This window comes from Legionella sp. 39-23, from assembly GCF_001897665.1.
Classification (GTDB): Bacteria; Pseudomonadota; Gammaproteobacteria; order Legionellales; family Legionellaceae; genus Legionella; species Legionella steelei.
In genome coordinates this window covers 32,785-55,727 of record NZ_MKTO01000007.1, presented here as the reverse complement: position 1 = coordinate 55,727, position 22,943 = coordinate 32,785, and the positions used below count along the sequence as shown (strand labels likewise).

Here is a 22,943-nt window from a genome sequence, read left to right as displayed (position 1 = left end):
GAAGGGAAATTGATTTAGCAATGAAGAAAGATTAACAACTATATTAGCTGTTCAGCAGGGCTCGTATGATTAACTCGCATGATAAAGTACGTAAGCAACACATGCAGTTAATTTTTTTACCATATCTAAGTGCAGGAATTCATTAGGTCCGTGTGCATTAGACTGAGGCCCTAAAACGCCAGTAATCATAAATTGAGCCTCGGGAAATTTCTTTCCTAACATTCCCATAAAAGGAATGGTACCACCTTCCCCAAAGTAAGCAGCTGGCTTGTCATAGTAAGTCATTGAAGCTTCATCTGCTGCTTTTTCCAGCCAAGAAGCAAGCTCAGGTGCATTCCATCCTTGTGAGCCATCCCCTAATTTAAAACTCACTTTGGCATGATAGGGAGGATTTTTAGTTAATGTATCAGAGATCACCGTGGCAGCAACTTTCGGATCGACTAAAGGCGGCAGGCGCATAGACAACTTTAATGCCGTTTGTGGACGCAAAACATTCCCCGCATCCGCTATAGCAGGAAATCCATTAGCGCCAGTAACTGTTAATGCAGGCTTCCAGGTTCGATTCAAAATTAACTGTTTTCTATCTTTTGTTACTGGCTCGACACCAGCATATAATGGAAACTCAGCATAAACTGAATCGCCCAAAACCTGGGCACACTTCTCTGCTTGCTGCGTTCGTTCTGCAGGAATGTCACAATATAATTCGTGTAATTTGATTTCTCCTGAAACTTCATCTTCGAGACGACTAATGAGTTGACGAGCCACCCGAAAACTGTCTGCAACGATACCGCTTGCAGCCCCAGAATGAACACCTTCACGAATTAACTCAACCGACAGTTCACCAACCAAGTTGCCACGCAATGAAGTCGTCATCCATAATTGCTCGTAATTACCAGCTCCAGAATCAAGACAAATGACTAACTTGGGTTTACCAATGCGCTCATTGAGCAATTCAATATAATAAGGTAGATCGTAACTTCCACTTTCTTCACAGGCTTCAATAATTAAGATACAACGTGGAATAGATAAACCTTGTTTCTGCAAAGCGCTAATCGCAGTTAACGAAGCATATGCAGAATAACCATCATCTGCAGCACCTCGTCCATATAAGCGTCCATTTTTTAATACCGGTTTCCATGGATGTAAATCGTCACTCCATCCTGACATTTCAGGTTGCTTATCAAGGTGACCATACAACAAAACTGTTTCATCGATTTGTCCAGGAACTTCGATAAAAATTAAAGGGGTACGACCTTCTAACCGCATCACTTCTAACATCATTCCTTTAGGCGCATGGGCCTTACACCAATTAGCAATATGGGTAACCGCCTGCTCCATTAACCCATGTTCTTGCCATTTTGGATCAAAATGAGGTGATTTATTAGGAATTTTTATGTAATCACATAAGCTAGGGATAATTTCCTTTTCCCATTGGTGACATACAAAATCATACAGTGCTTGCGGATTGAACATGAACTTGCTCCTCAATAATAGCTACAATTTGCTCCGTAGCCGACTTAATATTTAGTGCATTGATTTTATTAATAATATCCCTTTTATTCTTCTCCAGTTCATGTAAGCTTTGCAGCAAAGTATCTGTATTTAAAGATTTGTCTTCAATTACGAGACTAATGTCCAATCCTTGGAAATATCGAGCATTTTGGATTTGATCTCCCCGACTCACTTCAGCCGATAAAGGAATTAAAATATGGGGCTTGCCTAAAGCCAAAATTTCATAAAGAGAATTCGCACCTGCGCGTGAAATAACAATTGAGGCTGCAGCAAACAAATCAGCTAACTCCTCATTTGCATATTCAAATTGTTTGTACCCTTCTCGAGCCATTAAAGAAGGCTCTAATTTCCCTTTTCCACATATATGGATAATTTGATATTCTTGAGTTAATTGCTCTAAAGAATCACGAATGCTTCGATTGATGGAGCCGGCCCCCAAACTGCCGCCGATAACTAAGAGACATGGTTTGTCCGCATTAAATCCACATAACTGAAGGCCACGGTCACCATTACCCGCAAACAACTGCTCACGGATAGGCGTTCCGGTTATTTCAATTTTATCCTGTTTTTTAAAATGTTTTTTGCCCGCCTCAAAAGTCAGACAAATTTTATGAACAAAGGGAAAACAAAGCCGATTAGCAAGTCCAGGACTCATATCCGACTCATGAGCAACAACAGGAATCCGATTTAACCAAGCGCCGACTACAACCGGAAATGCAACAAATCCTCCCTTGGAAAAAATCACATCCGGCTTTAACTTATTAAGTAAGAAAAAAGATTGCACGATACCCAATATGATCTTAAACGGATCCAATAAGTTTTTTACACTGAGGTATCGACGTAATTTACCACTACTTATGCTATAAAATGGGATTTTGAGTGGTTCTATCATCTGTTTTTCAATACCACTAGCAGAACCTATATAGGCAATTTCCCAACCTTTACGACTCAATTCACGTATCAACGCCATATTAGGCGCTACATGCCCTGCTGTACCGCCTCCTGTAAAAACAATCATTGGCATCATAAAATCTTCCTAATAAGTAAACTCAAGTCTATGGCTTGAATTGATTTGGTAATTGCACCAACGGAAATAAAATCAACACCTAATCGACCTATTGCAGCAATGTTTTCCAGAGTAACGCCCCCAGACACTTCTAAAGTACAATGTTTTGGCTGATTCATTCTAACTGCTTTTTCAAGCATTTTCTCGCTAAAATTATCCAGCATAATTCGATCTGGATGAGCACAAATTGCTTCACGCAACTCATCTAGAGTTTCGACTTCTACTTCAACTAAAATTTCTTTATGGTTCTGTCTTGCCAATGCAACCGCTTTGGCTACTGAACCGCAGGCAGCAATATGATTTTCTTTAATTAAAACAGCATCATACAGTCCCATGCGATGATTAAAACCACCGCCACACGTCACTGCATATTTTTGCGCCATTCTTAAGCCCGGAATGGTTTTACGCGTATCCAGCAATCGAGTCGGTGTACCACGAAGCTTTTGTGCATATCGATGCGTTTGCGTTGCTGTAGCTGAAAGAGTCTGTAAAAAATTCAATGCAGTACGTTCACCTGTTAAAATACTTTTTCCTGGCCCATATAAAGTACATAGCGTAGATGCTTGTGTTAACCACTCACCTTCAGCAACACGCCACTCCAGCTTGATTTGCTCATCAAGCTGATTGAATACCTCATTAACCCAAGCTTGGCCACAAACGACCATCGGTTCTCGAGAAATAATTTCTGCCTCAACCTGAAGCTGAGGAGGTAATAAACTCGCAGTAACATCTCCAGCACCTACATCCTCACGTAATGCACGCGTTACATCGGACTCAACCTCTAAAAAAGCTTTATTCATGTGCTAGTTTCCTATCCTTCGCTGTATAACGTGCTTTTAATAACACAGGAGCTATAAACGTAGTAATCATAACCATCAAAACTATTGCAGAGAATAAATCATCGGAAATGACACCTAGAGTTCGACCAATAGAAGCGAAAACTAAACCTACTTCACCGCGTGGTAACATCCCAATACCAATAAGCAATCGATCATTTGAAGTGCGCGCCCCATAACCACAGAGTAATTTGCCAACTACAGCAGCAACGATTAAGCCACTTGCCAAAATAATCACATTCCAGTGATAAAAACTTTCTAATTTAACCTGGATACCAATCACGATAAAAAACATAGGAGCCAATATCGTTTCCAAAGGAGATAATAGATGGTAAATACTACGATTTTCTTGCTTGCTTAAAGGCTTACCATCAAAATAGTCATCATGAAGAATAATTCCAGCTGTAAAAGCACCAATAATTGTTGCAAGTTGTAGCACAGAAGCTAACCAAGAGAGCATCATAATAAAAAGGAAAGAAATAAATAACTTTGACTCCCAGGGTTCAAGAAAACGAAAAAAATGGATAGCCTTACGTAAAACGATTGGACCTAAAAATAAAGTACCCGCAAAAAACAGTACTGCGCTCACAATAATGCGCAATACAACCATCATATCTACGACCCCACTAATTACTAAAGAGCTGACCACGGCCAATATAATCAGGCCCATCACATCATCCAACATCGCTGCACCCAAAATAATTTTTGCTTCTCGGGTACGTAATTTTTTCATTTCAGTCAGTACCCGGGCTGTAATTCCTATACTGGTCGCACTCAGAGTAGCTGCAATAAATAAATCAGATTGATAGGTACCATTAGGTATTAATAGATAGGCGACACCAAAACCCAGAAGCATGGGCGCAATCACCCCAAGCAACGCGACAAAAAATGAATCACGGCCTGTATGCTTTATTTCTTCTATGGAGCTTTCCAAACCCACCATAAAAAGGAGAAAAATAACTCCATAACGCGAAAAAATATCCACGATATAGGCGATTTTCAAATAATCAGCTCCATGAGGTCCGCTTAACGCATTGACTACTTGTTGCGCATAATTTGAGTTAGGTATAATCGATGTAACTGCTTGATTTAACGAAACCCCTTCAAGTATTGCTTTGACTATATCAAAAATTGAAGAGCCTTCTCGTAATAAAACAGCTAATGGAAATCCGTAATAATAGAATAAATTGCCAATAAGGATCCCTATCACCAATTCACCAAGAACACTAGGCTGATGTAAACGTCTTGCTGTATATCGTCCAATAATTGCAAAGAAAAAAATAGTAGTCACACCAAGTAATACAAACGCAACCGGATCCACATGCCCAGGATCAGCAGAGGCAAAAGCCATCGCAGGACATATTCCGGCAAGAAAAAACCACCTTTTTAAACGCTGCATTACGATTCCATACCTCGCTATAATACGCCACTTGATAACCTATTTAGGCAAAAGAGCACTTAAGCAATTTGCTACGATGTAGCCTGGTTGCTTGCAACCCGATTTCCTTAGAGCATACCTCAATAGATCCTGGTTGCAAGCAACCAGGATACCTTTCTGGATACCGCGTATGAGGCGCGGCAAGTAAAGAGATCTATAGAAGCTTATTGCTTTGCCAAAAATAAACACGTTTCCAAAACAGAATCAGGGTTGAGTGAAACACTCTCTATTCCCTCGTTCATCAACCACAGTGCAAAATCCTGATGGTCTGAGGGGCCCTGGCCACAAATACCTATATATTTATTAGCCTTTTTACACTCAGAAATTGCCATGTGCAACAAAGCTTTTACTGCATCATTGCGCTCATCAAATTGCGCGGCAATCAATCCAGAGTCTCTGTCTAAACCTAATGTTAATTGCGTTAAGTCATTAGAACCAATAGAAAAGCCATCAAAGTGTTCTAAGAATTTTTCTGCTAATAATGCATTGGAAGGGAGTTCGCACATCATGATCACACGCAATCCATTCTTACCTCGCTCAAGTCCATGTTGTTTTAAAACCTGAATCACATTACCCGCCTCAGAAACTGTCCTTACGAAAGGGATCATCACTTCGACATTAGTTAATCCCATTTCTTCTCGAACTCGTCGGACCGCTTTACACTCCAAAGCAAAACACTCAGCAAATGATTCAGAAACATAGCGTGATGCGCCTCTAAAACCCAACATTGGATTTTCTTCATGTGGTTCATATAAATTACCACCAATAAGATTGGCATACTCATTTGATTTGAAATCTGATAATCGTACAATTACAGGTTTGGGATAAAATGCAGCAGCGATTGTTGCAATCCCCTCTTTTAATCGTTCAATATAATATTCAACAGGAGAAGCATAAGCCGCTGTTTTCTCAGTAATAAATTGTTTTAACTCTTTATCTTTTAAACGGTCAAAATCCAGTAATGCACGCGGATGAATACCAATTGTATTCGAAATTAAAAACTCTAAGCGCGCCAGGCCTACTCCTGAGTTAGGAATCGATTGGAATGTAAACGCTCTTTCAGGATTACCCACATTTAACATGACTTTCATCGGTAACTCAGGCATGGTTTCTACATCAAGACGTATCAGTTCATAAGGTAATATACCTGCGTAAACATAACCATTATCCCCTTCAGCACAGCTCACTGTCACTTCATCACCATCATGTATGGTTTTCGTAGCATCCCCACATCCGACTACAGCAGGAATACCCAATTCCCGCGCAATAATCGCAGCATGGCACGTTCTACCACCACGGTTGGTCACAATAGCAGAAGCACGTTTCATTACGGGCTCCCAATCAGGATCCGTCATATCTGAAATCAACACATCGCCCGGTTGCACGCGGTCCATTTCGCTGACGTCTTTAATAATTCGTGCTTTACCTTGGCCTATACGTTGTCCTATACTGCGTCCCTCAGCCAATACCTCTCCTTTTTTCTGTAAGGTATAACGCTCCAATATTTGTTTGTTATCACGGCTTTTTACTGTTTCCGGACGTGCTTGTAAAATATATAGTTGCCCATTCAAACCATCCTTTGCCCACTCTATATCCATAGGCCTGCCATAATGCTCTTCAATAATCAAAGCTTGACGTGCCAAACTTTCCACTTCATTTTGGGTTAAAGAAAATAACAATCGTTCTTTGGCATCAACATCGACCGTTTTAACTCGTTGTTTCTTGCTGGGATCATCACAATAAATCATCTTTAACGCTTTACTTCCCAGATTACGGCGGATAACAGCCGGTCTGCCTGCTTTTACTCCTGGCTTATGTACGTAATATTCATCAGGATTGACTGCTCCCTGAACAACCATTTCACCTAACCCATAGGATGAAGTAATAAATACTACCTGATCAAAACCCGATTCGGTATCCATGGTAAACATCACACCACTTACAGCCAGATCACTACGAATCATCTGTTGAATACCTGCAGATAAAGCGACTTCGTGGTGTTCAAACTGATGATGAGTACGATAAGTAATTGCTCGATCGTTGTATAAGGATGCAAAAACATGCTTTATTGAGAGCAGAACTTCATCAATTCCCTTTACATTTAAAAATGTTTCTTGCTGACCAGCAAAGGAAGCATCAGGCAAGTCTTCTGCTGTTGCTGATGAACGAACCGCCACACTAAAATTATCATGGCCTATAGATTTTGCCAGTTGCTCGTATGCCACACGCACTGAGCGCTCAAAATCAGGAGTAAATGGTGTATTGATAATCATTTCCCTGATTTCTTTTCCTATGACAGCCAATTGCTGCACATTATCTGCATCTAAGGTTGCTAATTTTGCATAGATTTTTTTATCTAAATTATCCTGAGCCAAAAACTCTTTGAATGAGTCTGCAGTTGTTGCAAAACCGCCTGGGACAGCAACCCCTGCTGAGGATAAATGACTGATCATCTCTCCAAGAGAAGCATTTTTCCCGCCAACCTGCTCTAGGTCGTGCATGCCAAGATGTGCTAAATCGATAATATGTGTTTTGACAGTCATAACTACCCCAAGCCATGTAAAATGATCATTATCTTACTGAAAATGTGCGGCTATGGGAATGAGAAACTTTATTGTGAGACAATATTCATACTCATACCCACAGATTCAGTAGATAATTTCCTTAATCCAAGGTATGAGTACCCTATACAAAAGTCAAACTATACGTTACATGCAGCTAAGGCTTGTGAAAAATCTTTATGGAAATTCTTGTCACCCAGAAGCGTCACAATACCCCCTTTGCGTAGTTTTTCCTCTACTCGTGAATTAGCCCCACTGACAATCACCCGCACTTTTCGTTCTTGTAAATCCTCAATAACCTCTTCCAGAGTTTGCAAACCAGTAACATCCATAAAGGGTACCCAACGCATTCTAATGATTAAGGTCTTGGGATCAGTATGGGTTACTGCTAAGGCATGTTGAAATGCTTCAGTAGCAGCAAAGAAAAAAGGCCCTTCTACAGCATAAACCAATACGCCCTCAGGCAAAGCATCCATATTTTGCCCTGCCAATTCATGAGCTAGCTCTTCCTGAGTCATTTGTTGTACTTCAACACTGGAAGCCATCCGTCGAATGAAATGCAACACAGCAAGAATGACGCCTATATTTACTGCAACGACTAAATCAACAAACACTGTAAGAAAAAAAGTTACCAGCAAAATCACAACGTCCGCTTTGGGAGCGCGTTGTACTAATTTAATAAAATGTTTTACCTCACTCATATTCCAAGCGACAACAAATAAAATTGCCGCCAATACGGTTAGCGGAATATTTACTGCCAAAGGAGCTAAGAAAAGAATAATTAAAACCAAAGTGAGTGCATGAATTATCCCTGCCAAAGGACTATTACCACCATTACGAATGTTTGTTGCGGTACGTGCAATAGCTCCTGTTGCTGCAAATCCACCAAACAAAGGTGCAAAAATATTAGCGATTCCTTGCCCAATAAGCTCTTGGTTGGAATTATGTTTTGTCCCTGCCATCCCGTCAGCAACAACTGCGGATAAAAGAGATTCTATCGCACCCAGCATAGCAATAGTGAATGCCGGCCCTATCAATTCAATCACTCTATCGACAGTCAGCTCGGGTAGTTTAAATTCTGGCAAGCCTTGTGGGATCCCTCCAAATGAGGAACCTATGGTTGCTACCCCAGAAAAATGAAAGATGGCCTGTAATATGGATATGACTAATAAAGCGACAAGTGGACCAGGAACACGCTTTAGCCCAGGAACTCTATTGGAAAAAATGACTAAGAATAACGAGAAAAATCCCAAAAGAGTTGTAGATAGATTAAGTTGTGGAAAAGAGTTTAATAAATACCATAACTTTTCATGGAAATGGCCACTGCCTCCAGAGGGAAGACCAAAAAAGTAGTGCCATTGTCCTACCCAAATCACTACACCGATTCCTGCAGTAAACCCAATAATCACAGGTGCCGGGATAAATTTAATAATACCGCCTAAACGAGCAAGTCCAAAAAATAATAACATGAACCCCGCAATCAGCGTGGAAATTTGCAGTCCGGACACTCCATATTTTGCAGTAATCCCTGAAAGTACCACGATAAAAGCACCTGTAGGGCCTGCAATTTGTAACCGGCTCCCGCCCATAACCGAAACAATTATCCCAGCAATAATTGCTGTATAAATTCCCTGCTCCGGCCTAACACCCGAGGCAATAGCAAATGCCATTGCCAAAGGCAAAGCAACAACGCCTACAATTATTCCTGATATAATATTTTGTAACCAATATTTCTTGTGAAACAGACCTACTTGATAAGATTCAATAACGGTTTTCATAAAATGTTGTAACTCATTTGCAAAAATGAAACTATTATACACAAACATATTAAAAAAATATCAATTTTCTGATAAAATTCCTCACTTTAATTCACATCTGCTCGCGCATCTAATATTATATGTGCTTTACCATTAGGGCTAGCTACTCATGACTCTTACTGCTTTAAATGCGATCTCTCCAATCGATGGACGTTACATTAATAAAACACGGGCTTTGAGTCCCTACTTTAGTGAATTCGCTTTAATTTATTATCGCCTCACTGTAGAAGTTCGTTGGCTTGAATCTTTGGCTGCGAATAATTCTATTCCTGAAGTCCCTCCGTTAGATCAGAAAGCTAAAGATTTTCTCAATGATCTTATGGCCAATTTTGATGAAGCTGAAGCAATCAAGATTAAAGAATTTGAAAAGCAAACCAATCATGATGTTAAAGCAATAGAATATTATCTAAAAGATAAGCTCCAGCAGAATAACAGTTTGAAAGCAATTATTCCTTTCATACACTTTGCTTGTACCTCAGAAGACATCAACAATTTAGCTTATGCCTTAATGGTAAAACAAGCCATTGCGCAAGTCATTCAACCCACGCTTGCTGAAATCATGGGCGGCATTACACTTCTAGGAAAACAACATGGCGATGTATCTATGTTATCTAGAACACATGGACAACCCGCAACACCGACAACGATGGGGAAAGAGCTAATCAATTTTGTGGCTCGTCTCAAAAGACCGCAACAACAATTATGTGAAGTCTTGATTCCTGGTAAATTCAACGGTGCTGTTGGTAACTATAATGCACATGTTGTGGCTTACCCTGAAGTAGACTGGCGTAAACATTGCGCTAACTTCGTTACCTCTCTAGGTTTGTCTTTTAATGCGTATACCACACAAATTGAGCCGCATGATGGTTTGGCTGAAGTATCACAAATTATGATGCGTATTAATAATATCTTACTGGACTATACCCAAGACATCTGGAGCTATATTTCTCTTGGCTACTTCAAACAAAAAACAATAGAAGGTGAAGTCGGTTCTTCCACTATGCCGCATAAGGTAAATCCTATTGATTTTGAAAATGCAGAAGGAAACCTGGGGATGGCTAATGCCCTCTTTATTCATTTTGCCAATAAACTCACTCAATCAAGACTGCAGCGCGATTTATCCGACTCTACAGTTTTACGTAATATAGGTATGGGATTTTCGTACAGCTTAATCGCGTATCTCTCTTTGGCTAAAGGTAATGATAAATTACAAATCAATAAGCGCGCTTTGCAAGAAGATTTAAAGTCAAACTGGGAAGTACTCGCTGAAGCAGTACAAACTATGATGCGCCGCTATAATGTGCCTGATGCTTATGAACAATTAAAATCGTTAACGCGCGGACATGGAATTGATGAGCAAAGTCTCAAAGTATTCATTAAGGGACTTTCCATACCCGAAGAAGCGAAAGAGCAACTGCTTAAACTGAAACCAGAGAACTATACGGGGCTAGCAACTCAATTAGTAAAGGCCTTTTTATGAGTGATACCCACTCACAACAAGGACGAACCTTCGAGTTTGATGTGCTTGTTATTGGTACAGGACTGGCAGGATTGCAATATTGTTTGCAGCTCCTTAGTCTGCAACCACGTTTAAACATTGCATTAATTAGCAAGGCAGAAGCCATTGAATGCAATAGTCGTTATGCTCAAGGTGGCATTGCTGCTGCTTTTTCAGCAGAAGACTCCCTGGAATCCCATATTTCAGATACCCTAATTGCCGGTGATGGATTGTGTTATGCACCGGCTGTTGAATTTATTATTCGTCAAGGCCCAGATACAATAAAGCAATTGGGCGAATACAACGTTCATTTCAAGCAAGACAACAAAGGTAGTTTTCATTTAGCACAAGAAGGTGGACATTCTCATCGACGTATTTTTAATTGTGGTGATCAAACAGGCTTATCTATAACTCAAACAATGAATCAACTTGCAGTACAAAAAGAGCAGATTCATTTTTTTGAACATCATGTCGCTGTGAATCTGATTACTCATTACCACCCCCATCGCACGGATATTCAAGGAGAAGTTTTAGGGGCTTATGTTTTAGATTGTGCGGCAAATCAAATTCATACGTTTTTGGCCAATTGTGTGGTACTGGCCACTGGAGGCGCAGGTAAAACATACAGATATACAACCAACCCCATGGTTGCCACTGGAGATGGTGTGGCTATGGCGTATCGTGCTGGAGCACGTATTGGCAATATGGAATTCTATCAATTTCACCCTACCCTATTACATCATCATTCTTTAAATAATTTCCTCATCTCAGAAGCAGTGCGTGGTGAAGGAGGCTTTCTTAAAAATGCTGAAACAGGGGAGCGGTTCATGAAACACTACGCCCCTGAGCAAATGGAGTTGGCAACACGTGATGTCGTTGCACGCGCCATTTTTAGTGAAATTGAACGCAGCCAAATGGGATATGTTTACCTTGATATAACCCATCAATCCAAAGAGTTTTTGAAAAAACGTTTTCCTCAGATATATACGACGCTACTGTCCATTGGTATCGATATGAGTCAGGACATGATCCCTGTTGTACCTGCGGCACATTATCAGTGTGGTGGTATACTTACCGATATTGATGGCCGCACCGATTTAAAACGCCTCTATGCCATAGGGGAAGTGGCTTTTACTGGTTTGCACGGTGCGAATCGCCTTGCAAGTAATTCGTTACTTGAAGCCTTAGTCATGGGTTCTAATGCCGCACGATGTACTTTAAAAGACATTTCTGCTCCCTGGAAATACACAGAACATATTCCAAACTGGAGTGCCCCAAGTGAAGTTAATGCCAGGCGAGCCAGTCAAATCAATGCGCAGTGGCGTGGCTTAAGAGGAGAAATGACTTCTTATGCAGGTATAGTTCGTACTGAGGCAGGACTTGAAGATCTACTACAATTAATAATGAAGCGAAAAAAAATAATTGAAGAGTATTATTGGAAGCATTGTATCACCCGAGATTTTATTGAGCTAAGAAACATTATTCTCAATGCTGAATTAATTGTCAGAGCTGCTCTAGCAAGACGGGAATCACGTGGTGGTCACTTCCGAGAAGATTACCCAAATAAAAAAGCTGAGGCACAAGAAAGTATTGCTAAACTTGGATTACAGGATACTTCGCCAGAATAATACCAAATGTAACCAAGGTGCAGCGAAACCCCGGTTACGCTGCACCGGGCTACATTAGAAAAGCGACACATTAAAATGATTTTGAGGCAAAAGATGTTTAAAAACCCCACCCTTTATACACCTGAAACTACATTAATGCCCATCAGCAATGATATGAGCATTTGCCAAAGTGACTACCCTATCGACTGGTATCAAGAAGAATTTATCCCCTATGCTCAAGAATACCAGGCATTGCCTGATCGTAAGCTCACCACTGTTTTAGCTTGGATGACACCTTATCTCAAAAAAGCACAGGATCATTTTGGAGAACGGCTATTACTCTTGGCACATTATTACATGGGTGGCGATATTGTCCGTTTAGTTGAGCAATTTGGTGGACTTATTGGTGATTCCTACCAATTGGCTTTGATGGCCGCTGAGCATCCTGAAAAATCCGTTATTATCGAATCGGCGGTGCATTTCATGGCCGAGTCAATCAGTATTTTAGCGAACAAAAACCAGCAAGTTTATATTACTAATCCTAAATCTGGTTGCACGATGGAGATGCTTGCGAAAGACTTTATGGTGGAACCTGCTTTTCTCGATTTAAATGAACGTTATGGCGCTGAGAATATTTTACCTGTGTGCTATATGAATACTTCAGGCCGAGTCAAGGCACTTACTGGTGCCCAAGGTGGCGCTGTATGTACTAGTTCAAATGTAAAAAAAATATTTCAATGGGCCCTGAAGCAAAATAAAAAAATTCTATTTATTCCCGATCAACATATGGGAGAAAACGTAGCTTATTGGTTAGGCATAAAAAATCTTGCTTATTGGCCAGGTGGAACTGCAGGAGCTCAATATTCACTTGCAAATCAAGATGCAAAAACGCTAAAACAATTTGATGACTCACAGCTCATTCTATTTGCAAGCCAATGTGCTGTACACACGCATTATCAACCCGAAATGTGTGATTATTGGCATAATCAAGGATATGCTACTATCGTACATCCTGAGTGCCGCAATTCAGTAATCCAAGTGGCACAACATTCGGGGTCTACAGCCTTTATCTGGGATTATGTGGTTCATGATCGAGCTAAAACCAAACGTTATGCTATTGGCACTGAAAATCATATGGTAGAAAATCTAAAGCAACATTGTAAAAATTTAAATATCGCAGTAGTTAATTTGGCTGAAGCCCCTAAAAAAGAAAATGAAAAAGGTATAGGTTGTGGTTGTGCTACCATGTCCCGCAATGATCCCCCTCATCTTGTTGCTCTTGTCGATTTACTAAGACAAGGAAAAACCATGTCGTATAATGAAGTTAAAGCAGGAGATGTGGTCAATGAATTCACTGGAAGCAGACATAGATTAGCGGCACATGATCAGCAATGGGTTATTGATAATGCCAAAAAATCCCTGCAAATGATGATAGATATTACGGAAAACCGTATCTAGGCCCCAATTCATATGTAAAATAAAGGCATGGATGCTTGAAATCTGCATTTAGTGGTAACAAGATTGTTGTAAGATCTCTTGAGCCATGTTGAAATTTTTGTACTCTCTAATACACTCTTAAAATAGAATAGGCTCAGAACAAATATTAGAAGTGAAAACAAATCCTAATAAAAAAGTATAATCAAGAATATTATCTATAATTACAGGACGTTAGCAAAAAATTGTTGATATTAATAAGGATGTTATCTCATGAAAAAAATTATAGCTTGTGGGGTGTTATTTAATCTAGTCTGTGTGCCAGTACATGCAGCACAAACCCCAAGCGTTATTTCTGAAAAAACATCCACGGATACCAAATCCTACATTACAACAAAAAAGTCGCAATCAATCGAAATCAATTGTGATTATAGAATTTCTGCAGAAACCAAAAAAATTGATAAAACCTTAATTGTAAGCTGGGCAGAATACGCCGTGCTCCATTCTTTTGATTTTAATTTCCTGTCTTTTGATTCTCAATTGAAGAATTTAAAAGCATGTTATACGCAAAATGGATGGGCTAGCTTCATGAATGCATTACAAGATTCAGGAAATATTAATTCAATTAAAACACAAAATCTAAAGGTGAGCAGCGCATTAGATGGAGAAATTCAATTTATTGATACCCAGGAAAACCAATGGAAAATGAACGTACCCATTAAAGTTTTTTATAAAAACGATAAAGAAGAGGTAACCCATTTTCTCAATGTGTACATAACTATCAGCTGGAGAAACGCATTTAAACTCGGGATAGTCCAGATGATCACAACGCCACGTTTGCCTGCATTATCTCAAAAAGCAATCACCGTAAGAGAGGCGTTAAACAGTGTTGCTTTGAGCGTGACTCATCAAATCAATAATGTGGATAACCTACAAAAACTGGCTGCTTCTTTTGTGGCCTCATTATTCGTTACGAATTCAAAATCATCCGTCGCAGAGAAGGATGATGCCCCAAACCAGGCCGAACTGTGCTTCAAACTAGATCATGATAATAGCAACCCCCTCCAATATCTTATTGAAGGACAAAAATATCAAAGCTTAGATGCACAAAACTTAACTTCTGATGATAATAAAAATCCCATAGCGGTTGTGGAAGGAGAAAAACCGCTTAATGCAGATGAATTTGAATGGGCCAAAAATCAGTTTCTGACGATTCAATCGGAGATCTTGGATACTAAATTGCCTCAATTAGCATCCTATTTGAAAGAACAAGAAACCATTGGATTGAATTCTGTATTACACTATTTAGATACCGCAAAAGAGCAGGCCGAAAATCAATTTCTTGATATTAAATCAGATGTTTTGGGTACTAAACTACCTAAAGTGCTCTCCTATCTTAAGGAAAAAGGAAGCATCGGATTTAATTTAGCATTACACAATTTAGATAAAATAAAAATCATTAAAAATCAAAATCCAGACAGCGATATGGAACCACAACTTAGCGAAAATAAAAACAATCAGTGGAATGTTACCTTGCCAATGCAAGTAGTAGTCTATCAAAATGATAAGAATCAAATGACCCAACAAGTTGATGTTAATTTAACGATAGGCAGGAAAATGGATGGGGAGCTCGCAATTTTACAAATGAAAGCCGTCCCGAATGCGACTCCTCCATCCTCCAAACGTGAACTTTCTCAATCAACTCAAGTTCCAAAAATTATTTTTAATGCGCCCTCCGTGCCACCAAAGCCCAAGATAATTAATTGTGATTACAAAGTTCCTGACGCCACGACGAAGATTGATGAAAATTTGGTTACAAAATGGGCAGAGCAAGCCGCAGCCCAATCTTTCAATTTTAGTTCTGCAACGATAGAGACTGAATTACAAAAATTGGAGCCCTGTTATACAGCTCAAGGCTGGGAGCACTTTAAGAATGCTTTAGATAAATCGGGCAACTTAGCAGCAATTAAATCACAAAACTTGATTATGAGTAGTAAAGTGCTCGGCCAAGCAAAACTCACTGGAATGACAAATAATCAATGGAGCTTCGAGTTACCGTTACAAGTTATTTATCAAAACGATCAAGTAAAAGCGACACAGCTGCTGAATGTTTATTTAACTATGGAGCGTAAATCTAGCGGTGAATTTGGAATTACGCGAATTATTGCGAAACTGAATGATCAAGCGCGCACAAATACAGCAGTGACTAATGAGAATATCGATCCAGCGCAAAAAGTACAACAAAGCAATACAGCCCCTAATCAGCCACCAGTGACACAGTCTACTGAACACGCATTACAAAATACGTAACAGTCGGCTGTAAAACAACAAACAGGACAAGCTTATCAGTTGTGAAGAGTACATGTCGCTTCTTTCTCAAGAAGTACAGGGCTTCCACAAATCCAATGCATAATATAATACAGAGTTGTCGTCTGAGTTGAAACCCAAAAAACGTAGCCTGGGTGTAGCGTAGCGGAACCCGGGAAATTTATTCAGACAACCCTGGGTTCCGCTATGCTGCACCCAGGCTACAATTACCACGTAGTTGGGTTATGAAATATAATGGTTTAATGACAAGCACAGCTAGGTGATTGCGAACCATCTTTACAGGTTAGAAAACCAGTGGATTTATTGCATTGGTTTACCCCACCATGTTTCGAACAGCACCCTTTACTACTTGTACCATTGGTTGTAGTACTTTTAGGTGTTGTACTTGTTGTAGGTTTAGTAGTTGTTGACTTTCCACTCCACCAGTGACTTTTAGGTTTCGTTGTAGTCGTAGTCGTTTTGTTTGTTGTGGTTGGTGTTGTAGTGGTAGTTGTTTTGTTAGCTTTTGGTTTGGTTGTTGTTGTCGTTGCAGCTTTTGACTTCGTACACTTACACGTTGGAGAGGCCGTACCATCCTTACACATTTGAAATCCGGTAGTTTTATTACAAGAAGCAACCCCGCCGTGGCCTGAACAACATGCCGCATACGCGCCAGCTAAAGGACTGCTCAATAAAAAAAGAACAGCAATAAGCTGGTTTGTCCATCTAGAAGCCCAATTCATATTTTTCATTTGAAACTCCGTTTTCGTCTATGACATTAATAATATAGACCATATTTATTAAAACTACATAAACGCTAGCACCCGAAATATGGACATGAAAAAATAACGCCCAGGCCATAAATGACGCACATAATTTAATTTGCTTTAAATTTAATTACTGTCTTTTTCTTTAAACCCAAAAAGTCCCTTAATTTTGGCAAAAAAACTTTCAGCCTCTGCTTCAAGCTCTTTTAAGTCACCTAATTTTTGCACGAGACCCATTTCCTCCTCACTGAGCTCCACACCAATTTTACTTAATGCTTGCTGAGGATTATCTTTTAACTCACTAAAAAAATTAGGATCGTTTTTTATAGCTTCTACCACAGCCATAACTTTAGGGCTTTGGTTCGTAAGTGTACTCAAATCCATGATCAGGACTCCTTTTTTGATGATTAAAAAAATATATAGTTAATTTTAGTACAAAATCAACCAAACCAATTTATAGGACCTCATCAAATCAGGCGTTGTAAAACAGACATTGCTCTAATCCTTGAGTACAAACAAAACCATTCAATGTTTCAATCCAATGGTAATCAAGACGTGATGGGATTTTAGTAAGAACCTGCCACCAAATGGAATATTCCCCTACTGAGTTCTTATAAGTACAAATCACCCCTTGTCCATAACCAGCAACTAAAATATTTGCACGTACAAAACGGGTATTTTTCTCTCCTTGAGGAGGATTAGGGGAATAAGGATTTACCATCCATGGTGCGGGTGGTACACCCCATTTTAAAGAGGTTGTTTCAGGATCAGGACAACTCGTTGCATAACTATGTGCTGCAAATTGTGCAAGAAAAAAACTAAGAATAACAAAATGATATTTCCTCATAAAACCCGCTTAATAATTAGTTATTTTTAAATAATAATATACTAAAACCCATTGTGAGAATTTATTTCTTTGTTATAATGGCCGCTCAAATGCCTGGGTGGCGGAATTGGTAGACGCGCCGGATTCAAAATCCGGTGGTGGTGACACCGTGTGGGTTCGAGTCCCACCCTAGGTACCAAGTTAGTTGACAACACTTCATTTCAAAACTGTAATTGTTTTGCAACAGTGTCCGTTAATTCAGTTGCAGGTTGCATAGGTCCTTGGTTCACATAGTGAGCCAAATCAAATTGCAGCGCTGCGCCACTATTTTTTTCCATATTAAAAAATGTATGTTTATATGAAGAAAAGTGAATCGGATCATTCTCTTGCTCTTCTTGTGAAGAAACACTATTATCAATAGCGCATGCTACTTTTAATAACATTTCCACCTCAGGATCATTATTAATTTTTGCAAGCATCGTTCTATTTTCAGCTAAATAGTTTTGTAATATTTGCTGACAATATACCTCAGTGAAATCTAGAGACATCACTGTATTAATAGTCCCATCTTCATGAGCATGCACATAATTCAGAACTTGTGGAATCGATTGTAATAAACTTTGTCCCGGCTTTAAAAAAATAAGAAGTTTTTCATCGATTGGCAAAAAGCCGCATTTTAAATACAAGGACATTCCCTCTTCACTTGAAGTTAAATCAATTTGTTCTATCCCATATTTTTCGAGAAGATTCAGAATAGTTAATAAGAATAGTTTTGCAAATCCTTTTCCTCGTAAAGGAGGTGTTGTACCTAACCAATCAATGGTAGCTTCCTTTGTTGCAGGGGATATTACCAATTGCAGATAGCAAGCAATCTTTCCATTGCACAATAAAATAAGAGGGATATGAATTTTATCATCCTCGTCAAGATAGCTTCCTGCCTGTTCTACAGCAGAAACAGCTTCTTCATCTATGGTTTTGGTCATTATTAATCCATTTTCTTCTATATAATCTAAATCTGACATCTTCGGAAGTCTTATAGTTAATTCTGTGTTGTCTTTACCCGAAGTGACTGATGAAATTTCCTTATTATCGATATGTACCTTATACATTTTGTTTTTATTTTGATCTAAACTATCACTAGCAGTGCAATAATGTCGCTTCATTGTTTAAATTTAAGTCTTGTTGAGATATTTTTATTATAATTTATTATTATTAAGTCAATATTAAATTGACAACAGGCTCCATCAAAGGTTTTTCGCATAGATGGCCATATTCTGATCGTAGTTAGGCTGCCAATTCGTAACTAAAAAAAACTGCCTATACTATAAAGAAGCGCAAACAGCTCGATACAACTTAAGGAATGAAGATGTCGACTAAGTGGATTAAAAGTCATTTGACTTTGATTGCAGGACTGTCATTACCCATTCTCCTCATACTTGTTTTTGTTGTTTCAAATATTCCTTGGTTTAAAACTGATCCGCCACGTTATAGTCTCTTATTTTCTGTCCTGGACTCGTCTTCTGGGTCCTTTCCAGTGCAAGTTAATCTAATTGTTAAAAATGATCAATTGGTAGCTCAATATACAAAAGTCCAAAATAATTCTTATTGGGCAATAAAAAAACTCTACCTCTTTGATGCAAAAACACAAAAAGTGCGAGAGCTTCCATTAGATTTCCCAAACTTTAATGATAGCTCAACTTTTAAAGAAGACTTGGTGCAATCGGCCAAACAATTTAAACTGGATACATCACTGGAGTCTCCCGACGGATATATTTTGTACATAGGTAATAATAATTTAAATACCGGGTTATTGTCCGATCTTCTGATTGGTAACAATTATAAAAATAGTTCTATTTGCCTTAAAAAAAACTCTACGTGCGTTAAATTATCCAACCTAAATTTAGGACAATATTTTACTTCAAATAATGTTCAATTTATTGGTTGGGTTAAACCATGAATAAAGAACAGGCATTACAAAAGATTGTTGACCTTGCGAAACAATATCAAATTGATGTTAAGGAAATCGCCTTTGCTCTAAAGCCCAACCCAACGACAAACCCTCGAGATCAAAATAGTTGGCTAAATAAACTATATAGTTATATTGGCGGCATTTTAATCTTTGCAGGGATTTGCGCATTGATTGCCATGAAATGGGGGGATTTCAATATCTATGAACGCATAACCCTGACTCTAGGTTTTGGTTTCTCATCATTTATTTTGGCATTTTTATGCTTAAAACACTCTAATTACCAAAAAGCTTCGACACCATTATTTCTGATTGCCTTATTTCTTGAACCAATAGGACTTACCATCTTATTACAGGAATATAATTTGATTTTGCCAATATGGTGGATGTTAATCATTGCAATTATCTACTTTATCCATCAACGTCTTGCGATTTTATGGGATAAAACATTCATTCTTACACTCACCACAGTTGTATTTGGATGCATTATTTTTGCTAGCACAACAGATAACAACCGTATTATTTTAAATTTAGGTTTTGGATTTTTAACTTTTCTTCTGGGGCTTTACTATCAAGATAAATCATCTAGAACTACAACCCCACTATTTCTTGTTGCCGCAATTCTTGAGGCCGGTGGCTTACTTACCCTTTTATCACAATATACTTCGATACTAATGCCAACACGGGGTGTACTCATTGTCAGTCTCATTCTTTTTCTACAACATGGCATTGCATTTATAAGCACCCGGCTGACCGTACTCGCTTTTATTACTTTGATTTGTCTCTATTCCTTTTTCCTGGCAATATTTGAATTGCTGGGGATACCAGAACGCTTAAAATGGCTTGTGCTTAGTAGCTCATTATTGGCTGTCAGTTCGTTTATCAATCATTCAAAATACCAAAGCATCGCTGGAATACTCTTTTTCATTTCATCACTGACCCTACTCTCAGTGACCTTTGATATTGTTAAAGATCAACCCTATGAAATTCTCTATTTAGGATTAGCTTGTGGATTAATTTATATGGCGATTATCGAAAGCAGCCGTGTCTTACTCTTTATGGCAAGCTTGGCAACTTTAGGCTACATTTTGTATTTTTCAAGCCAACATTTCCCTCACGCCGTAGGCTGGCCAATTACCTTGATTGTTATTGGATTACTCTTGGTAGGAGTCAGTGGTGTTGTTATCAAATTAAATAAAAAATATATGTAAACAGAATTCACTATCGAATGGGATTTAGCTCACCCTCTTTTTCTACTTCAGCCACGTCTTGTCGATTTTCTTTAGTTTGCTCTTTGATCATCATTAAAAAGGGAATGAATGCCAAAGCAAACAAAATTGAGAGTTGATACAAACCTACCCAGCCTATTGCTATTTGAATCGTTGCAGCAAAAGGCCCGGAAATAATACGCGGCAATGTAGATAGAGCAACAAGCATAGAAAATTGAGTTCCAGTATATTGTTTGTCCACTAAACGCATGAATAAGGCAACAAGGGCTGTAGATCCCATTCCCGCCGCAAAATTGTCAAAAAATACTGCGATTGCCAATAAAGTAATATTCTTCCCTATCATTGCCAAAGCAACAAATAGAACGTTAGTCAGTGCTTGCAGCAATCCAAAGAAAAATAATGAGCGATATAAAGAATAGCGCATCAATAAAAATCCTGCGCACAAACCTCCAAGTAAAATGGAGCCGACACCTAGCATTTTATTGATGTAGCCAATAGTCTCTAAAGAAAAGCCGAGTCCTTGAATTAAAAAAGGCATGACGATACCACTGGTAGTCGTGGTAAATGCCTCACCCAACTTATAACAAAAAATAAACAGCAACAGAGGAATAATCCCCGGACGGGATATTAATTCCCGGACAGGAGCTAAAAAAGATAAAGCAAAATTACCTTTCTCTTTGATTGCAACACTGGGCTCTTCACTAAAAAAGACAGCAAACATGCCAGCAATCATGATGAAACCCATAAAACGGTAGGTAAAAGCCCAGCCTAATTTCTCTGCCATAACTAAAGCCAAACCGCCTGATAACAATAACGCTATTCGATATCCCAATACGGCTAAAGAAGCACCTAAAGCATGTTCACTGGTTGGTAAGTATTCTGCTCTATGTGCATCAATTGCGACATCTTGAGTCGCAGAAAAACACGCTAAAATCAGAGCCAAAAAAGCCATTAGCTTAGGATATTGCTCTGGAGTAAACCAAGCCATTAAGTTAAACCCAAGAAGCAATAAAAATTGCATACTCAAGATCCAACTTCGTCTTTTACCCATACTAAAGAGAGAATAACGGTCTAGGATAGGTCCCCAGAAAATACGATAAGCATAGGGCAAACTAATTAAACTTAATGTTCCAGTAGCAAAAATTGACATCCCGCTGTATGCAAACCAGGCCTGCAAAGTACTGCTGATTAACGCCATTGGCAAACCAGAGGAAAAACCTAAAATGAAAACAATAAGTAGACGTTTATTCACTTTGCGGATCTCTTAGAAGGCGGGAGAATTTATCTCTAGGAAAACCTCACTCCTGCGTTTAGGAGTGAGGTACGATAAGGAGGGAAATTCCCTTCTCATTAATTAGGCAGATTTTTTCACAGAGATCAAATGAATTTTGAAAATCAAAGTTTCATTTGGACCAATAGGACCACCTACACTACGTGGGCCATAAGCTAAATCTGAAGGTACAAAAACTTCCCAAGTAGAACCAGCAGGCATTAATTGCAATGCTTCAGTCCAACCAGGAATCACTTGTGATACTTGGAATGTAGCAGGTTTGCCTGTTTTTTCAGTGCTATCAAATACAGTACCATCAATTAAAGTACCAGTATATTCAACAGTTACTGTATCAGATTTACCTGGTTTAGCTCCTGTGCCTGCTTCAATAATTTTATATTGCAAGCCGCTTGGTAATGCAACAACACCAGATTTTGATTTGTTGGTTGATAAGAACGCTTCACCTTTAGATTTGTTTTCTTCAGCTTTCTTATTAAACTCAGCGCTACGCTTTGCCATCAAATCTTTCTGAAATTTGTTCAGAACATCTTTCATTTGTTGTTCAGTCAAAATCAATTGGGCACCAGACATTCCATCTTGCATTCCTTTTGCTAATGCTTCCGGATTAATATCAATACCTTGATTTTTGAAGTTTTTTCCTAAATCAGCACCAATACTATAAGATAATTTATCCTTATCCGTAACAAGCGATGTAGCATCAGTAGCAGCCATTGTGGTAGACATTGCCAGCCCCATAATGGCTGCAGTGACCAATTTCATCTTCATAAAGAATCCCCTTGTAGTCTTTC

General features: G+C 38.9%; 18 protein-coding genes and 1 tRNA gene. 7 read left to right on the top strand and 12 right to left on the bottom strand.

What is annotated here, in order from left to right; genetic code table 11:
• Positions 1 to 69: 69 nt before the first annotated feature.
• The 6 genes from BGO44_RS03935 to BGO44_RS03910 form a co-directional block, all read right to left on the bottom strand.
• Positions 70 to 1,473, bottom strand: a complete 1,404-nt coding sequence (locus BGO44_RS03935) for a M20 family metallopeptidase (RefSeq protein WP_058510916.1) — start codon at positions 1,471 to 1,473, stop codon at positions 70 to 72.
• On the bottom strand, positions 1,448 to 2,539 hold the full coding sequence (gene murG / locus BGO44_RS03930; protein WP_058510917.1) for an undecaprenyldiphospho-muramoylpentapeptide beta-N-acetylglucosaminyltransferase: 1,092 nt from the start codon (positions 2,537 to 2,539) through the stop codon (positions 1,448 to 1,450). The genes BGO44_RS03935 and murG overlap by 26 nt, the downstream gene beginning before the upstream one ends.
• A complete protein-coding gene (gene nadC / locus BGO44_RS03925; protein ID WP_273199401.1) occupies positions 2,536 to 3,378 on the bottom strand; it encodes a carboxylating nicotinate-nucleotide diphosphorylase in 843 nt (280 codons plus the stop codon). Before nadC ends, murG begins: the two co-directional genes overlap by 4 nt.
• A complete protein-coding gene (locus BGO44_RS03920) occupies positions 3,371 to 4,813 on the bottom strand; it encodes a cation:proton antiporter (RefSeq protein ID WP_058510919.1) in 1,443 nt (480 codons plus the stop codon). The genes nadC and BGO44_RS03920 overlap by 8 nt, the downstream gene beginning before the upstream one ends.
• Before the next feature lie 203 nt (positions 4,814 to 5,016).
• Entirely contained in the window at positions 5,017 to 7,395 is a 2,379-nt protein-coding gene (gene ppsA, locus BGO44_RS03915; RefSeq protein WP_058510920.1) for a phosphoenolpyruvate synthase, read from the bottom strand.
• A gap of 158 nt (positions 7,396 to 7,553) precedes the next feature.
• Complete coding sequence (locus tag BGO44_RS03910; RefSeq protein ID WP_273199402.1) at positions 7,554 to 9,191, bottom strand: SulP family inorganic anion transporter; 1,638 nt, start codon at positions 9,189 to 9,191, stop codon at positions 7,554 to 7,556.
• A gap of 148 nt (positions 9,192 to 9,339) precedes the next feature.
• Here BGO44_RS03910 and purB point away from each other — a divergent pair, with 148 nt between their 5' ends.
• The 4 genes from purB (at position 9,340) to BGO44_RS03890 (ending at position 16,079) form a co-directional block, all read left to right on the top strand.
• Positions 9,340 to 10,710: an adenylosuccinate lyase gene (gene purB / locus BGO44_RS03905; protein WP_058510921.1), complete on the top strand. Its 1,371-nt coding sequence runs from the start codon at positions 9,340 to 9,342 to the stop codon at positions 10,708 to 10,710.
• Complete coding sequence (gene nadB, locus BGO44_RS03900; protein WP_058510922.1) at positions 10,707 to 12,356, top strand: L-aspartate oxidase; 1,650 nt, start codon at positions 10,707 to 10,709, stop codon at positions 12,354 to 12,356. The genes purB and nadB overlap by 4 nt, the downstream gene beginning before the upstream one ends.
• Positions 12,357 to 12,449: 93 nt before the next feature.
• A complete protein-coding gene (gene nadA, locus BGO44_RS03895; protein ID WP_058510923.1) occupies positions 12,450 to 13,793 on the top strand; it encodes a quinolinate synthase NadA in 1,344 nt (447 codons plus the stop codon).
• A gap of 249 nt (positions 13,794 to 14,042) precedes the next feature.
• Positions 14,043 to 16,079, top strand: a complete 2,037-nt coding sequence (locus BGO44_RS03890; protein WP_273199403.1) for a DotI/IcmL family type IV secretion protein — start codon at positions 14,043 to 14,045, stop codon at positions 16,077 to 16,079.
• A gap of 257 nt (positions 16,080 to 16,336) precedes the next feature.
• Here BGO44_RS03890 and BGO44_RS03885 read toward each other — a convergent pair whose 3' ends face one another.
• The 3 genes from BGO44_RS03885 to BGO44_RS03875 all read right to left on the bottom strand — a co-directional run bounded on the left by BGO44_RS03885 (position 16,337) and on the right by BGO44_RS03875 (position 17,690).
• Positions 16,337 to 16,828, bottom strand: a complete 492-nt coding sequence (locus BGO44_RS03885) for a hypothetical protein (protein WP_273199404.1) — start codon at positions 16,826 to 16,828, stop codon at positions 16,337 to 16,339.
• Positions 16,829 to 16,969: 141 nt separating this feature from the next.
• Positions 16,970 to 17,227, bottom strand: coding sequence for a hypothetical protein (locus BGO44_RS03880; RefSeq protein ID WP_058510926.1), 258 nt, complete (start codon positions 17,225 to 17,227; stop codon positions 16,970 to 16,972).
• Positions 17,228 to 17,315: 88 nt separating this feature from the next.
• Positions 17,316 to 17,690, bottom strand: coding sequence for a DUF3757 domain-containing protein (locus BGO44_RS03875; RefSeq protein ID WP_058510927.1), 375 nt, complete (start codon positions 17,688 to 17,690; stop codon positions 17,316 to 17,318).
• A gap of 91 nt (positions 17,691 to 17,781) precedes the next feature.
• Here BGO44_RS03875 and BGO44_RS03870 point away from each other — a divergent pair.
• Positions 17,782 to 17,868: transfer RNA gene (locus tag BGO44_RS03870), tRNA-Leu, on the top strand.
• 22 nt (positions 17,869 to 17,890) lie between these two features.
• Here BGO44_RS03870 and BGO44_RS03865 read toward each other — a convergent pair.
• On the bottom strand, positions 17,891 to 18,778 hold the full coding sequence (locus BGO44_RS03865; RefSeq protein ID WP_193393400.1) for a GNAT family N-acetyltransferase: 888 nt from the start codon (positions 18,776 to 18,778) through the stop codon (positions 17,891 to 17,893).
• Positions 18,779 to 19,035: 257 nt separating this feature from the next.
• Between BGO44_RS03865 and BGO44_RS03860 the strand changes: the two genes are divergently transcribed.
• Positions 19,036 to 19,626 carry a hypothetical protein gene (locus tag BGO44_RS03860; protein WP_058510941.1) on the top strand — a complete coding sequence of 197 codons (591 nt, stop codon included), beginning with the start codon at positions 19,036 to 19,038 and terminating at the stop codon, positions 19,624 to 19,626.
• A complete protein-coding gene (locus BGO44_RS03855; protein ID WP_058510942.1) occupies positions 19,623 to 20,846 on the top strand; it encodes a hypothetical protein in 1,224 nt (407 codons plus the stop codon). The genes BGO44_RS03860 and BGO44_RS03855 overlap by 4 nt, the downstream gene beginning before the upstream one ends.
• A 10-nt stretch (positions 20,847 to 20,856) precedes the next feature.
• Here the strand turns inward: BGO44_RS03855 and BGO44_RS03850 are convergent, their stop codons facing one another.
• Together BGO44_RS03850 and bamJ are read right to left on the bottom strand one after the other, a co-directional pair.
• Positions 20,857 to 22,116 carry an AmpG family muropeptide MFS transporter gene (locus BGO44_RS03850; protein WP_058510943.1) on the bottom strand — a complete coding sequence of 420 codons (1,260 nt, stop codon included), beginning with the start codon at positions 22,114 to 22,116 and terminating at the stop codon, positions 20,857 to 20,859.
• 102 nt (positions 22,117 to 22,218) lie between these two features.
• Positions 22,219 to 22,920 (bottom strand): BamJ family beta-barrel-assembly machinery protein, encoded by a 702-nt coding sequence (gene bamJ / locus BGO44_RS03845; RefSeq protein ID WP_058510944.1) that lies wholly within the window; start codon positions 22,918 to 22,920, stop codon positions 22,219 to 22,221.
• Between the last annotated feature and the right edge of the window lie 23 nt (positions 22,921 to 22,943).